We start from the raw sequence: 13,761 nt of genomic DNA, 5'->3' as shown, positions 1-13,761 counted from the left end.
GGTGTGCTCCCTTTCGTCGGTGGCCAGGTCCCCCGTGCGGCGGTGCTGCTGTCTCCTCCCCTTCCTCCCCAGGTGTTCCGGCGGCCGGGACGGGCCGCCGGGTGGTGCGGTTCAGGCCGGCCGGGTCCGCAGCCAGACCGCGGTGTCCGGGGGCAGCCGGTCGTCGTCGAGCGGCCCGCTGGCCAGCAGCATCCGGTCGTACCCGGGCAGCGCCACCGCCTCGGCACCGAGGTTGACCAGGCAGGCGAACCCGGGTTCCCGGGCGAACGCGAGCACCCGCGCCGGCGCGGGCAGCCAGGTCAGCGTGCCGTCGCCGAGGGCGGGTTCGGCCCGGCGCAGCGCCAGCGCCGCCCGGTACAGCTCCAGCATCGAGTGCGGGTCGCCGGTCTGGGCACGGACGGTGCGGTCCTTCCAGTCGGCCGGCTGCGGCAGCCAGGGCGCGGCGGCGGCCCCGTCGGGGCTGAACCCGAACGGCGGGGTGTCGCCCTGCCAGGGCAGCGGCACCCGACAGCCGTCGCGGCCCGGGTCGACCCGCCCGGAGCGTTCCCACATCGGGTCCTGCCGCAGCGCGTACGGGATGTCCTCGACCTCCCACAGTCCCAGCTCCTCGCCCTGGTAGACGTAGGCGGCACCGGGCAGGGCGAGGCTGAGCAGCGCGGCGGCCCGGGCCCGGCGGGTGCCGAGTTCCAGGTCGGTGGGGATGCCCTCGCGCTTGGCGGCGAAGCTGAACGTGGTGTCGGCCCGGCCGTAGCGGGTGACGTGCCGGGTGACGTCGTGGTTGGACAGCACCCAGGTGGCCGGGGCGTCGACCGGGGCGTGCGCGCCGAGGGTGCCGTCGATGCTCTCGCGCAGCGCGGCGGCGTCCCAGGCGCAGCCGAGGAAGTCGAAGTTGAACGCGGTGTGCAGTTCGTCCGGGCGCAGGTAGTTGGCGAACCGCTGCCGGTCGGGCAGCCACACCTCGCCGACCAGCGCCCGCCCGCCCGGGTAGGAGTCGGCGATGCGCCGCCAGGCGCGGTAGATGTCGTGCACGCCGTCCCGGTCGTGGAACGGGTGCGGCCGGTCCGGGTGGACCTCCGGCAGCGTGCCGTCCTTGACCAGCAGGCCGGCGGAGTCGATCCGGATGCCGTCCACGCCCCGGTCGAACCAGAAGCGCAGGATGCCCTCGAACTCGGCGCGGACCCGGGGGTGGTCCCAGTTGAAGTCGGGTTGCTGCGGGGCGAACAGGTGCAGGTACCAGTCGCCGGGGGTGCCGTCCGGGTCGGTGGTGCGGGTCCAGGTGGGGCCGCCGAACTCGCCCGTCCAGTCGGTGGGGGGCAGGTCGCCGTCGGGTCCCCGGCCGGGACGGAACCAGAACAGTTCCCGTTCGGGGGCGTCCGGGCCGCCGGTGAGCGCGGCCCGGAACCAGGGGTGCGCCTCCGAGCAGTGGTTGGGCACCACGTCGACGATGGTCCGGACGCCGAGTGCGTGCGCCTCGGTGATCAGCGCCTCGACCTCGGCGAGGGTGCCGAAGACCGGGTCGATGTCGCGGTGGTCGGCGACGTCGTAGCCGGCGTCGGCCATCGGCGACGGATACCAGGGGCTGAACCAGATCGCGTCGACCCCGAGGGCGGCGAGGTGGTCCAGGCGGGAGCGGATGCCGGCGACGTCGCCGATCCCGTCGCCGTCGCCGTCGGCGAAGCTGCGCGGATAGACCTGGTAGATCACCGCGGAGCGCCACCACGGGCTGCTGTCGGCCATGGGCACGGTCACCTGCTTTCTGCGGGTCGGTTCTGCTGCTGCGGGCTGTGGGTTGCGAGCGGCGGGCTGCGGACGGCGGGCGGGATCGCCCGGTCAGCCCTTGAGGCCGCCGGTGGTCAGGCCGGACATGATGTTCCGTTGGAAGATCAGGAACAGCACGACGGTGGGGATGGCGGCGATGACCGAGGCGGCGATCACCACGTTCATCGGGGTGCCGCCGGCGAAGGCGTAGATGCCGACGCTGACCGTGCGGGTCTCCGGTGACGGCATGACCAGCTTGGGCCAGAGGAAGTCCTTCCAGACCGCCGTCACCGCGAAGATCGCCACCACGCCGAGGATCGGGCGGGACATCGGCAGGACGATCGACCAGAGGGTACGCAGCGGTGACGCGCCGTCGACCACGGCGGCGGCCATCAGGTCGTCCGGGATGGAGTCGAAGAACCGTTTGAGCAGGAAGATGTTGAACGCGTTGGCGACCAGCGGCAGCCAGATCGCGAACGGGGAGTCGAGCAGGTTGAGGTGCACGACCGGCAGGTCGATCACGGTCACGTACTGCGGGACGATGAGCACCATCGCCGGGATCATCAGCGTCGCCAGCATCATGGCGAGGATCAGCCCACCCAGCACCGGGCGCAGCTTCGACAGCGCGTACGCGGCGGCGGTGTCGAACACGAGCTGGAACAGCACCGCGCCGGTGGCGTAGTAGAAGGTGTTGAACAGCAGCTTGGCCAGGTCCAGGTTGGTCCAGGCGTCGACGTAGTTGCCCGGTTGCGGGTCGCGGGGGAACAGCGACGGCGGGGTCTGGGCGATCTCCTGGCCGCTCTTGAGCGCGCCGGTGACCATCCAGTAGAGCGGGCCGAGGAAGACCAGCGTGAACACGACCACGACGACGGTCAGCACGGTCCAGTAGAGGACCCGGCCGCGTCCGCGTCGCAGTTGTGCCGGGGCGATGAGGGTCCGGGTGGTGGGGTCGGCGGCCATGTCCTAGTCCTGTCTCGCGGTCAGTCGCAGGTAGACGGCGGAGAACCCGGCCAGCACCACCAGCATGATCACGCCGAGCGCGGCGGCGCCGTTGAGGTCGTTCTGGAAGAAGCCGTGCTGGTAGATGAGGTACGCCACCGAGGTCGCCGAGTCCTGGGTGCCGGCGCCGTTGGCGAGGATCAGCGGCTCGATGAACAGCTGCATGGTGGCGACGATCTGGAGCATGGCCAGCAGGGCGAGGATCAGCCGGGTCTGCGGGACGGTCACGTGGACGATGCGCCGCCACAGTCCGGCGCCGTCGAGTTCGGCGGCCTCGTACAGCTCGCCGGGGACGTTCTGCAACGCGGCCAGGTAGATCAGCACCGCGCCGCCCATGTTCATCCAGGTCGACGCGAGCACCATGGCCGGCATGGTCATCGTGGGCGACTGCATCCACTCGGAGGTGGGCAGGCCGAGCGCGGTGAGGACCGCGTTGAACAGCCCCGCCCCGCTCGGGTCGTAGGCGTAGAACTTGAACAGGAACAGCGCGGACGCCGGGGGCAGCATCACCGGCAGGTAGACCAGCACCCGCAGGTAGCCGGTGGCGTGGCGCAGCTCGTTGAGCAGGATCGCCACGAGGAACGGGACGGCGTAGCCGAGCACCAGGGCCAGGCCGGTGAAGACGAAGGTGTTCTTCCAGGCCGTCCAGAAGCTCGGATCGGCGATGATCCGGGCGTAGTTGTCCCAGCCGACCCAGGTGGTCTCGCCGCGCCGGGTGCGCTGGAAGCTCATCACCACGCCGCGCACCATCGGGTACCAGGAGAAGACGGCGAAGCAGACGAGCGCGCCGACGAGGAACGTGTGCCCGGTCAGGTTGTCCCGTACCCGCCGGCCGCGTCCGGCCCGGCGCGCGGCGGTGGGCTGCGGCGACGGCGTGGGGCGGCCGGGGCGGCGGGTGGCTCCCGGGGCGGTGGTGAGCGCCAAGGCAACTCCCTGCGGTAGTGGGTCGCGGTGGCGTGGGGGCCGGGTGGCCGGCCCCCACGCGGGCGGGTCAGCTGTCGGCGGCCAACAGTTGGTTGATCTTGCTCTCGGCCGTGGTGAGCAGGGCGTCGATGTTGGCGTTCGGGTTCGTCAGCACCCCGGACATCGCGGCGTCGAGCACCGCGTAGATGGCCTGGGCGTTGCGCGGCTCGCCCTTGATCGGCACCGGGTTGGCCTCGAAGACCGCGAAGTTGGCGGTGTCCACGTTGGCGTTGGCCTTGCGCAGGTCCAGTTCCTGCTTCTGCGCGTCGCTGCCGGCGGCGAACAGCAGCGGCTGGGGCAGGCCGACCGGGTAGTTCTGCGGCTTGGCCCGGACGTAGTCGAACTGGCCCTTGCCCGGGGTGAGCTTCTGGAAGGCGATCCACTTCAGACCGGCCTTGACCTGCTCGGGCGACAGGCCCTTCTTGAAGAAGTAGCCCTCGCCGCCGCCGAGCGTCGCCAACGCCTTCCCGTCCTGGCCGGGCAGCGGGCCCATCGCCCAGTCCTGGTACCTGCCCTGGAACTGCGTGACGATCGCCTGGGTGGCGTCGGGCGCACCGATGAACATGCCGACCTTGCCGGCGCCGGCGTTGGTCAGCAGGTCGCCCCACTGCAGGAGCTGGCGGCTGCCCATGCTGTCGTCGCCGTGGCGCATGTCCTTGAGGTTCTGCAGGACCTGCCTGCCCGCCGGGGTGTTGACGTCGGCCTTCTTGCCGTCGGCGCTGAGCACCTGGCCGCCCTGCGAGTAGAGCAGCGAGGTGAAGTGCCAGCCACCGGTGTTGCCGGCGCTGTACTCGGAGTAGCCGGCGACGCCGCCACCGAGCGCGGAGATCTTCTTCGCCGCGGCACGCACCTCGGGCCACGTCTTCGGCGGGGTGGCCGGGTCGAGGCCGGCGCGTTGGAAGAGCGCCTTGTTGTAGATCAGGCCCATCGAGTAGTTCTTCACCGGTACGCCGTAGAGCTTGCCGCCGTCGGTGAAGACCTCCTTGAGCGCCGGGTCGACGCTGTCCCAGGTGGGGATGGTGTCCTTGGTGGCGTACCCGGTGATGTCCATGGCCTGACCGGAGTCCAGTACCTGCGCCAGGTCGGTCATGTAGCCGTAGAAGACGTCGGTGACGGTGCCGCCGGCGAGGCGGGCGGTGAAGTCCGGCGGGTTGTTGCACTGCTCGCCGACGCTGACGCTCTTGACGACGATGTCCGGGTTCTGCTGCTGGAACGCGGCGACGTCGTCGTTCCAGTTCTTCAGCAGTTCCTTCTGTGCGCCGACCGGCTGGCAGTCGACCGTGATGGTGACCTTGCCGCCGGCCGCGCCGGAGTCGTCGCTCTTGGTGGAGCACGCCGCCAGGCTGAGCCCGAGGCCGGCCGCGAGCGTCAGGGCCGCGACCTTCCGGTACTGCGGTACGGACATCTGTCCATCCCTTCGGGAACGGTTATCCATGACCTGCACTGATCTGCGGTGACCGGGTGGCTGCCGGTGACGGGGGTGGTGGGGTGGCAGCCGCCCACGCCCTGCCCCGGGACTCGGTGCCCGGGGTCGGGTTGAGTGGAGTCAATGTAGCGACGTGGACTCTTTACAGCAAGGTTTCGACCGCATCACGAAAGAAATCGACTTGGGAGTGGTTGATCGCAACGAAGCCGACCCCGGGCAGCAGAACGGCCGCCGACCGCAGGTGCGGTCGACGGCCGGGAGGCGTCGCGGTTCGGTCGTGGCGGGTCAGTCGCGGGGAACGGGTGCGGTGGAGCCGCGTACCACCAGCTCGGGTTCGAAGAGCAGCTCGTCGTGCAGCACGCCGGCCCCCTCGATCTGGGTGACCAGCAGATCGACCGCGGCCTGCCCCATCGTCTCGATCGGTTGGCGCACCGTGGTCAGCGGCGGATCGGTGCAGGTCATGAACGCCGAGTCGTCGAAGCCGACCACCGACACGTCGGCCGGCACCGCGCGACCGAGCCGGCGGGCGGCCCGGACGGTGCCCAGCGCCAGCACGTCGCTGGCACAGATGACGCCGGTCACGCCGCGCTCGATCAGCCTGGTCGCCGCGACCCGGGCACCCTCCATCGAGAAGCTGGACCGCTCCACCAGGTGCCGGTCGGCGTCCCAGCCGGCGGTACGGACCATCGCGTCCAGCTTGCGCCGCGACGGGATGTGGTCGGCCGGACCGAGCACCATGCCGATCGTCTGGTGACCGAGCGAGCGCAGGTGCCCGTACGCCTGCTCGACGGCGACCGCGTCGTCGGTGGACACCCGGGGGAAGCCGAGTTCCTCGACGCCCGCGTTGACCAGCACCACCGGCAGGCCCCGGTCGGTCAACCGCCGGTAGTGCTCGTGCGAGGCGTCGGCCAGCGCGTACGAGCCGCCCGCGAAGATGACCCCGCTGACCTGGTGGTCGAGCAGCATCTCCACGTAGCCGGACTCCGGCACGCCGCCGATGGTGCGGGCGCACAGCGCCGGGGTGAACCCCCGCTGGGCGAGGGAGCCGGTGACCACCTCGGCCAGCGCCGGGAAGATCGGGTTCTGCAACTCCGGCAGCACCAGGCCGACCAGCCGGGCCCGTTCGCCGCGCAGCTTCGTCGGGCGTTCGTAGCCGAGCACGTCGAGGGCGGTCAGCACCGCCGCCCGGGTCGCCTCGGACACTCCCCCGCGACCGTTGAGCACCCGGCTCACGGTCGCCTCGCTGACCCCCGCCTTGCGGGCCACCTCCGTCAGACGCTTCGTCACGGCGGCAATACTACGTCGGATTCTTGCAAAAACTGAACAGACAGCCGGCGAGAATCAGTCCGACCCGGACCGCCACGGTGCCGGGGCGCGTCAGCGGGCCGGCGGTCCGCCCCTCGGCCACGACCCTGCGCCATCGGGATACTTGTATACTCTGGTCCGCCGACCTAACAGCCCCTGGCAGAGAAGCAGTGAGCGGACCAGCAGCGAGCAAACCCCAGGTGAGCAGCAAGTCGGTCGTCCTCGACGCGATCCGGGCAGCCGGGACGATCAGCCGGGTCGGGCTGATCCGGGCCACCGGTTTCACCGCGCCGACCATCTCCACCCTGGTCCGTAAGCTGATCAACGAGGATCTGGTCGTCGAGACCGGGCACGCGAAGTCGACAGGCGGCAAACGCCGGGTCCTGCTCCAGCTCAACCACGCCTCCCGGTACGCCGTCGGCGTGCACCTGGACCACGGCGTCATCACCTACGCCCTGACCAACCTGGGCGGCACCGTGGTGGCCCGGATCTCCCGCCCGGGTGCCGGCGCGCAGGAACCGGCGGTCGTGGTCGCCCGGATCGCCACCGAGATCGCCGCGCTGATCGACGGGGTCGGGGTGGAGCGGGACCGCATCCTCGGCGTCGGACTGGTGTTCCCCGGCCCGATCAACGCCACCCGGGGCATGGGCGGCCCGCCGGAAGTGGGGCTCGCCCCCGCCATGCGGCAGTGGAACGGGTTCCCGCTGGGCGCGGCGCTGGAACAGGTGACCACCCTGCCGGTGGCGCTGGACAACGACGCGACCGCGGCGGCGCTGGGCGAACACTGGACCGGCGGGTTCGGCACGGCGACCTCGGCCGCCGCCCTCTACATGGGCACCGGCATCGGCGCCGGGCTGGTCATCAACGGCGTCACCTACCGGGGGCCGAGCGGCAACGTCGGCGAGTTGGGACACGTGTGCGTATCGGCCGACGGACCCCGGTGCTGGTGCGGGGCCCGGGGCTGCGTGGAGGCGCTGGCCGGGCCGGCGGCGGTGGTCGCCGCCGCGCGTTCGGAGCCGGCGACGGCACGGGCGGTGGGTTTCACGCCCGGCGTCCGACGGCCCTCGGTGGTCGCCGACTTCGCCGCGATCAGCCGGGCCGCCCGCCGGGGTGAGCCGTACGCGCTGGCGCTGCTGGAGCGGTCGGCCCGGCACCTCGGGGTGGCCGCCCGGACGCTGGCCAACCTGATGGACCTGGAGGTGCTCGTGCTGACCGGGCCGAGCCTGGCCACCGCCGGGTCGGTGTACCTGCCGATCGTCCGGCACGAACTGCGCGCCTCCTTCGCCCGGGGCACGCACACCGTCGATGTCCGGCTCTCCCGTTCCGCCGCGACGGCCTCGGCCATCGGCGCCGCCGCCCTGGTCCTGGAATCCGAACTGGTCCCGCTGGCTCACGGTCCACGCCCGGCCGAGCAGGTGGCCGGGCAGCGGGCCCGGCTCACCGAATCGGCAGGCTGAGTGACCCGGGGGTACGCGATGGACGACACGTGGCGCACGAGCGCGGTGGGGCTGGTGCTCGCCCGGCCACCCCGCCTGCTCGGCACCGAGCCGTTCTTCATGGAGTTCATCGCGGGCATCGAGGAGCGGCTCGCCGCGCACGGCCGGTCGGTGCTGCTGCACGTCGTCGCGCACCACGACGCCGAGATCGCCGCGTACCGGCGGTGGGCGCGGCAGCGGCTGGTCGACGCGATCGTGCTGGTGAACCCGTCGGTGGACGACGCCCGGCCGGCGGTGCTGCGGGAACTGCGGCTGCCCGTGGTGGTCGCGGGTGAGCCCACCGACGACAACCCGGCGGTACGCCGGGACGACGCCGGATCGATGCGGGCCGCCCTGGCGCACCTGGTCGCCCTGGGGCACCGCCGGGTGGCCCGGGTCAGCGGGCCCGACGCGCTGCTGCACACCCGGATCCGGACGGCCGCGATGCTGACGGCGGCGGCGGAGTCGGCCGTCGACGCCGTGGTGGTGGAGGGTGACTACTCGGCGGAGTCGGGGGCGCGGTTGACCACCGGGCTGCTGGACGGGCCCGAACCACCCACCGCGATCATCTACGACAACGACCTGATGGCGGTGGCGGGCCTGCACGCGGTCACCGAGCTGGGTCACCGGGTCCCCCGCGATGTCAGCCTGATCGCCTGGGACGACTCCAGCCTCTGCCGGCTGGCCTCGCCCGCGCTGACCACGATGAGCCTCGACGTGCACTCGTTCGGCGAGTCGGTCGGCGAGTCGGTGCTGCGGCTGGTCACCGGCGAGTCGGTGCCGCAGCGCTGGTGCGCGACCGAGACGGTGGTCGCCCGGGGCACGACCGGCCCACCCCGGTAGCGCGGTAATGCGGTCCCACCTGGCGACCCGTCGAAACGGCATCGATACGCTTGACTTAGTAAGGCGAATAAAGAAAGCTCGCAGGCGCGCTCCCATCGACGCTCCCCTCTATGCCTAGGAGAGCTTCATGACACGTCGTCATGCCCTGCTGGCGGCGACAGCCGCCGGCACGCTGGTGGCCGCCAGCCTGACCGCGGCCACCCTGCCCGCCTCGGCCGCCGCCTCGGGCTGTGCGGTCACCTACACCGTGCAGAGCCAGTGGACCGGCGGGTTCAGCGGCAACGTCGCCATCACCAACCTCGGCTCGGCGCTGGCCAACTGGACGCTGACGTTCGACTTCCCGAACGCCGGCCAGCGGGTCACCCAGGGCTGGAGCGCCACCTGGTCGCAGTCCGGCAGCCGGGTGTCGGCGGCCAGCCTGAGCTGGAACAGCGCGCTGAACACCGGCGCGTCCACCACGATCGGCTTCAACGGCGCGTGGAGCGGCGTCAACCCCGTACCCACGTCGTTCGCGCTCAACGGGACGACCTGCACCGGCGTGGTCAGCCCGACGACACCCACTCCCCCGCCCACGACGACGCCGCCGCCGACCACCCCACCGCCCACCACGCCCCCGCCGACCACCCCACCGCCGACGACCACCCCGCCGCCGAGCGGGGCCGCGCCGAGCCTGCGGGTCTCGGGCAACCGGCTGGTCACGGCGGCCGGGGCGACCTACCGCCTGCTCGGCGTCAACCGGGCCAGCGGCGAGTTCGCCTGTGTCCAGGGCAAGGGCATGTGGGACAGCGGGCCGGTCGACCAGGCCTCCGTCGACGCGATGAAGGCCTGGAACATCCGCGCGGTGCGCATCCCGCTCAATGAGGACTGCTGGCTGGGCCTGTCCGGGTCGCCCAGCGGGGCCACCTACCAGCAGGCGGTCAAGGCGTACGTGAACCTGCTCGTCGCCAACGGGATCAACCCGATCCTCGACCTGCACTGGACCCACGGCCAGTACACCGGCAACATCTCGGCCTGCTCCGACGTGAACGCCACCTGCCAGAAGCCGATGCCGAGCAGGCAGTACACGCCCCAGTTCTGGACCGGGGTCGCCACCGCGTTCAAGGGCAACGACGCGGTGCTGTTCGACCTGTTCAACGAGCCGTACCCGGACGCCGCCAACAACTGGTCGGACATGACGGCCGCGTGGCGCTGCCTACGTGACGGCGGCACCTGCACCGGCATCGAGTACCCGGTGGCGGGCATGCAGAGCCTGGTCGACGCCGTCCGCGCCACCGGCGCCACCAACGTGCTGCTGGTCCCCGGCCTGACCTGGACCAACGACCTGACCCAGTGGCTGGCCTACAAGCCGACCGACCCGCGCAACAACATCGTCGCCTCCTGGCACTCGTACAACTTCAACGCCTGCGTCACCGAGGCCTGCTGGGACACCCAGATCGCGCCGGTGGCCGCTCAGGTGCCGGTGCACGCCGGGGAGATCGGCCAGGACACCTGCGCCCACGACTACATCGACCGGTTGATGACCTGGCTGGACCGTAACCGGCTCGGCTACACCGCGTGGACCTGGAACCCGTGGGGTTGCAGCGGCGGCAACGTGCTCATCGAGGACTACAGCGGCACCCCGACCAAGAGCTACGGCGAGGGCTACCGGGCCCACCTGCTCACCGTCACCCCGTAACCGACCACCCGACCGGTTCCGGCCGGCCGGGTCGGCCACGGGTCGGCGCGACACCACCGCCCTCGGCGTGGCGGTGGTGTCGCGCGTCCGGTGCCCCCGGGGTCAGGAGCAGTTCCTGCCCTTGTTGATGCAGGTGGCGATGCGCTGCATGGTCTGGGCGGAGTTGACGTTGACGAAGTCGTTGTGGTCGGAGAACGGGTTGTGGTTCTCCTCCGGGAACGAGTCGAGCGCGTACTGGCCCTTGAGCTGCACGTCCCGGGGGATGTCGTAGCCGACGGTGATGCGCAGCTGCGGGATCGCCCGGAAGCCCTGCGGGCAGGCGCCGGTGGCCCGGTCGGCGAACGCGACGTGGTTGCGGTGGTTGTCGCTGTCGACGTTGCGGCCGTCCCAGCAGCCGGGGAAGTCGTGCACCCGCTGCACCTGGCTGCCGGCGGGGCAGATCGGGTACTTGTCGGCCAGCCGGTCGGCGAAGCCCGAGCAGGTCCAGGTGGCGCGGGCGTTGGCCGGGCCACGGCTGGTGGGCTTGGCGTCACCGGTGAGCGCCCGGAGGAACTTCGGCATCGGCACCACCCGGCTGACGGGGTTGCCGCGGTACTCGATCAGCACCTGCGCCGGGCGGACGATGCCACCGGTGTTGCCGGGCAGTTCCAGGTCGGGCCCCTGCGGGTCGGGCAGCGCGGCGGCGGTGGTGGGTGCGGCGGCGGTGGGGGTGCCGGCCTGGGCCGGGGCCTGGTCCAGGGTGCAGGTGGCGAACGCGTCGAGGCCCTGCGGGCGGGCGGCCTGCCGGCCGATCGCGATGGCGATCCGGTCGAGCACGGCGATCCGCTTGGCGCGCAGCGGGCCGAGGATGGCGTTGTCGACGAAGGCCGGGCCGCCCTGACCCCGGCTGGTGACGAGGCGTTCGTTGGCCTCGGAGAGCTGCCGGTCGAGTTCGTCGAGGTTGCGGTTCACCTCGGCGAGCGCCCCGGCGGGCACACCGGGCAGCTTGTCCCGCACCGTGGGGCACTGGATGCGCGGGTTGGCCGCCTGGGCCGCCCTGACGCTGGCGCGATGGGCACCGCCGGGCATCCGGGCGTGCATGTCGTCGTAGCTGACGTCACACTCGACCAGCGAGACCAGGCCGGGCTGGTTGCCGCCGGCGGCGGTGACCGAGATGCTGATCTGCCTGATCGTCGCGGCGCGGCGGGCCCGCAACGCGTCGATGACCTCCCGGTTGACGGCCGCGTCGATGCGGCCCCGGCTGGCGGTCATCCGCTGGTTCGCGGCGGCCTGCTGGCGGTCCAGCTCAGCAAGCAGCCGGTCGACGGTGCTGCGGGCCCCGGTGGGGACGGCCCGCAGCCGCTTGCCGACCGAGGGGCAGACAACCGTCGGCTGGGTCTGGGCGAGGGCCTGCCGCACCTGGTTGTCGCTGCGGACGCTCCTGTCGATGCGCACCACCGGCCAGAAGTAGGACGACTTGTCGCCGTTGCGGCAGGTGGTGCCGGAGGCGTCCAGGTCGGCGTCGGAGGAGTTGGCGGTGATCGCCAGGTTGCCGACGAAGTCGTGGACGTGTTCGGCGCCGTTGCGGATGCCGGGCTGGGCCACCGGGTTGTCCGGGCTGAACTTGCCGTTGCCGTTCGTGCCGCAGTCCACGGTGAACCGGCCGGTCGACCCGCCGGGGGCCGGCTGCGGGTTGCGCACGTTCGGCGGCACCTTCTCGATCGGCACGAACTGGTCCAGGCTGGTAGCGGCGTCCGCGGTGCCCCTGCCGCCGCCCGAGACGAAGGTGACGGTGAGCGCACCGGTGGCCGCCAGCACCAGCGCGGCCATGGCGATCCGGGCCGGCCGGGTGTGGACCAGCGGGGTCCCGTCGGGTCTGCGGTTCATCGGAAATCTCCTCCAAGCCGGAAACCGGCTCCGGTGATGTGCTGTCCCCCGGGGGTACGGCCCGGCGGGTGGGCAACGGTCACCGTCGGCCGGGTACGTCATGGTTCGGTAAGAAGTCGCGCCGGTGCTACCAACCGGTCAGGAGCAGATGGTTGACCGTGAGCGCCACCGCCGCCTGCACCACGAGCCAGCCGCGCCGGTCGGCCACGGGGATCAGGGCCGCGCCGGCCGTCAGCCAGACGGTGAAGGGCAACCAGATGCGCTCCACCTCGGCCTTGCTGTAGCCGGACAGGTCCGCCGCGACGATCACCGCCGTGGCGGCGAGCGGCAGCAGCCAGACGGTGTGCTCCGCGTCCGGCCGCCGCGACGCGAGGGCCCGCCGGCCGGCCGGCACCGCCCGCCGCAGGATCACCGCCGCCACCGGGCCGGCGGCCACCACCACCAGGGCCAGGTCGGCCCAGACCCAGTAGCCGTACGCCCGGTCGGCGGCGACCCCCTGGTAGTAGCGTTCGATGACCAGGTGGTAGCCGGTGGGCCACCAGAATCCGGCGGCGGTGAACGCGGCGGCGACCGGCAGCGCCCCGACGACCGCCCACCCCACGGTGCGCCGGTGCCGGCCGGCCAGCACGACGACCGCCAGCGCGAGCGGGGCCATCAGCACCAGCCCGTACGACAGGTAGCAGCCGAACGCCAACAGGGCCCCACCGGCGAGCGCCCCCACCGCGCGGCCCCGGGTCGCGCCGTGGGCCAGCAGGGCGATCCCGGTGGCGGTCACCCCGGCGAACAGCCCGTCGGCCGACACCCCGGCCCACACCGCCCCGGGGAACAGCACCACGAACGGCAGCACCGCGCGGGCCGCCGCCTCGGTGCCGAGCAGCCGTACGGTGTGCGGCACGGCGACGGCGACGAGGCCCGCCACCAGGATGCACAGCGTCCCCGCCCAGCCCCCGCCGGACAGCCCGACCCGGTCGAGCCCGACGAAGACGAGCAGCGCCCCCGGCGGGTGGCCGGAGACGTGGGTGGTCCAGGAGTCCGGTTGCCCGTCGAGGATGCGACCGGCGAAACCGGCAAGCATGGCGGGGACGTCGGTAACGCCGGGGACCTCGTGCAGGTACTCGTGGCGGGTGGTCAGCCGGCCGGCGACGCCACGGTGCCAGCCGTCGACCAGGGCCAGCGACAGCGTCCAGGCCACGGCGGTGGCGTAGCCGAGGGCGAGCAGCGGTCGCCAGGGCAGCCGGGCGGCCACCGCCGGCCCGTGCCAGCAGACCAGCGCGGCCAGCAGCAGGGCCGGCGGGGTGCCGATGCCGACGTGCGGCAGCCAGTGCGCGAACAGCGGCGCCGCGCTGGCGTGCACCGGGTGGCCGAGCAGGTAGAGCACCCCGCCGGTGACGGCGGCCACCGCGAACAGGCCGACCGCGGCGGCGGCGGCGATCACGTCGGCGCGCGGCGGG

10 protein-coding genes are annotated in these 13,761 nt (G+C 72.3%); 3 read left to right on the top strand and 7 right to left on the bottom strand.

The genetic code is table 11. The annotated features are described in order from the left end of the window. Nucleotides 1-111: 111 nt before the first annotated feature. The 5 genes from H1A17_RS12145 to H1A17_RS12125 form a co-directional block, all read right to left on the bottom strand. Nucleotides 112-1,737, bottom strand: a complete 1,626-nt coding sequence (locus H1A17_RS12145) for a glycoside hydrolase family 13 protein (RefSeq protein ID WP_145919303.1) — start codon at nucleotides 1,735-1,737, stop codon at nucleotides 112-114. Nucleotides 1,738-1,830: 93 nt separating this feature from the next. Further along, entirely contained in the window at nucleotides 1,831-2,718 is an 888-nt protein-coding gene (locus tag H1A17_RS12140) for a carbohydrate ABC transporter permease (RefSeq protein ID WP_145919302.1), read from the bottom strand. 3 nt (nucleotides 2,719-2,721) lie between these two features. Then, the gene (locus tag H1A17_RS12135; RefSeq protein WP_194821902.1) at nucleotides 2,722-3,681 is read right to left on the bottom strand and encodes a carbohydrate ABC transporter permease; all 960 of its coding nucleotides are present in this window, start codon (nucleotides 3,679-3,681) and stop codon (nucleotides 2,722-2,724) included. 67 nt (nucleotides 3,682-3,748) lie between these two features. Then, nucleotides 3,749-5,125 (bottom strand): ABC transporter substrate-binding protein, encoded by a 1,377-nt coding sequence (locus tag H1A17_RS12130; RefSeq protein WP_145919300.1) that lies wholly within the window; start codon nucleotides 5,123-5,125, stop codon nucleotides 3,749-3,751. Nucleotides 5,126-5,431: 306 nt separating this feature from the next. Further along, nucleotides 5,432-6,433 carry a LacI family DNA-binding transcriptional regulator gene (locus H1A17_RS12125; RefSeq protein WP_088646826.1) on the bottom strand — a complete coding sequence of 334 codons (1,002 nt, stop codon included), beginning with the start codon at nucleotides 6,431-6,433 and terminating at the stop codon, nucleotides 5,432-5,434. Nucleotides 6,434-6,651: 218 nt separating this feature from the next. On the opposite strand from H1A17_RS12125, the gene H1A17_RS12120 reads away from it, so the two are divergent. From H1A17_RS12120 to H1A17_RS12110, 3 genes are all read left to right on the top strand, one after another. Further along, a complete protein-coding gene (locus tag H1A17_RS12120; RefSeq protein ID WP_309236761.1) occupies nucleotides 6,652-7,908 on the top strand; it encodes an ROK family protein in 1,257 nt (418 codons plus the stop codon). An 18-nt stretch (nucleotides 7,909-7,926) separates the two neighbouring features. Continuing rightward, nucleotides 7,927-8,769 carry a LacI family DNA-binding transcriptional regulator gene (locus H1A17_RS12115; protein ID WP_145919298.1) on the top strand — a complete coding sequence of 281 codons (843 nt, stop codon included), beginning with the start codon at nucleotides 7,927-7,929 and terminating at the stop codon, nucleotides 8,767-8,769. A gap of 127 nt (nucleotides 8,770-8,896) precedes the next feature. After that, nucleotides 8,897-10,444: a cellulase family glycosylhydrolase gene (locus H1A17_RS12110; protein WP_145919297.1), complete on the top strand. Its 1,548-nt coding sequence runs from the start codon at nucleotides 8,897-8,899 to the stop codon at nucleotides 10,442-10,444. A gap of 102 nt (nucleotides 10,445-10,546) precedes the next feature. Here the strand turns inward: H1A17_RS12110 and H1A17_RS12105 are convergent, their stop codons facing one another. Then, on the bottom strand, nucleotides 10,547-12,310 hold the full coding sequence (locus H1A17_RS12105) for a DUF1996 domain-containing protein (RefSeq protein WP_194821900.1): 1,764 nt from the start codon (nucleotides 12,308-12,310) through the stop codon (nucleotides 10,547-10,549). A gap of 127 nt (nucleotides 12,311-12,437) precedes the next feature. Further along, a partial coding sequence (locus tag H1A17_RS12100; RefSeq protein WP_194821899.1) for a hypothetical protein occupies nucleotides 12,438-13,761 on the bottom strand: 1,324 nt, incomplete at its 5' end.

The sequence above is a fragment of the Micromonospora sp. S-DT3-3-22 genome (assembly GCF_015354745.1).
GTDB classification, from domain to species: domain Bacteria; phylum Actinomycetota; class Actinomycetes; order Mycobacteriales; family Micromonosporaceae; genus Micromonospora; species Micromonospora wenchangensis.
Note: the sequence above shows the minus strand (reverse complement) of the source record. Positions and strands in the feature narration are given on the sequence as shown.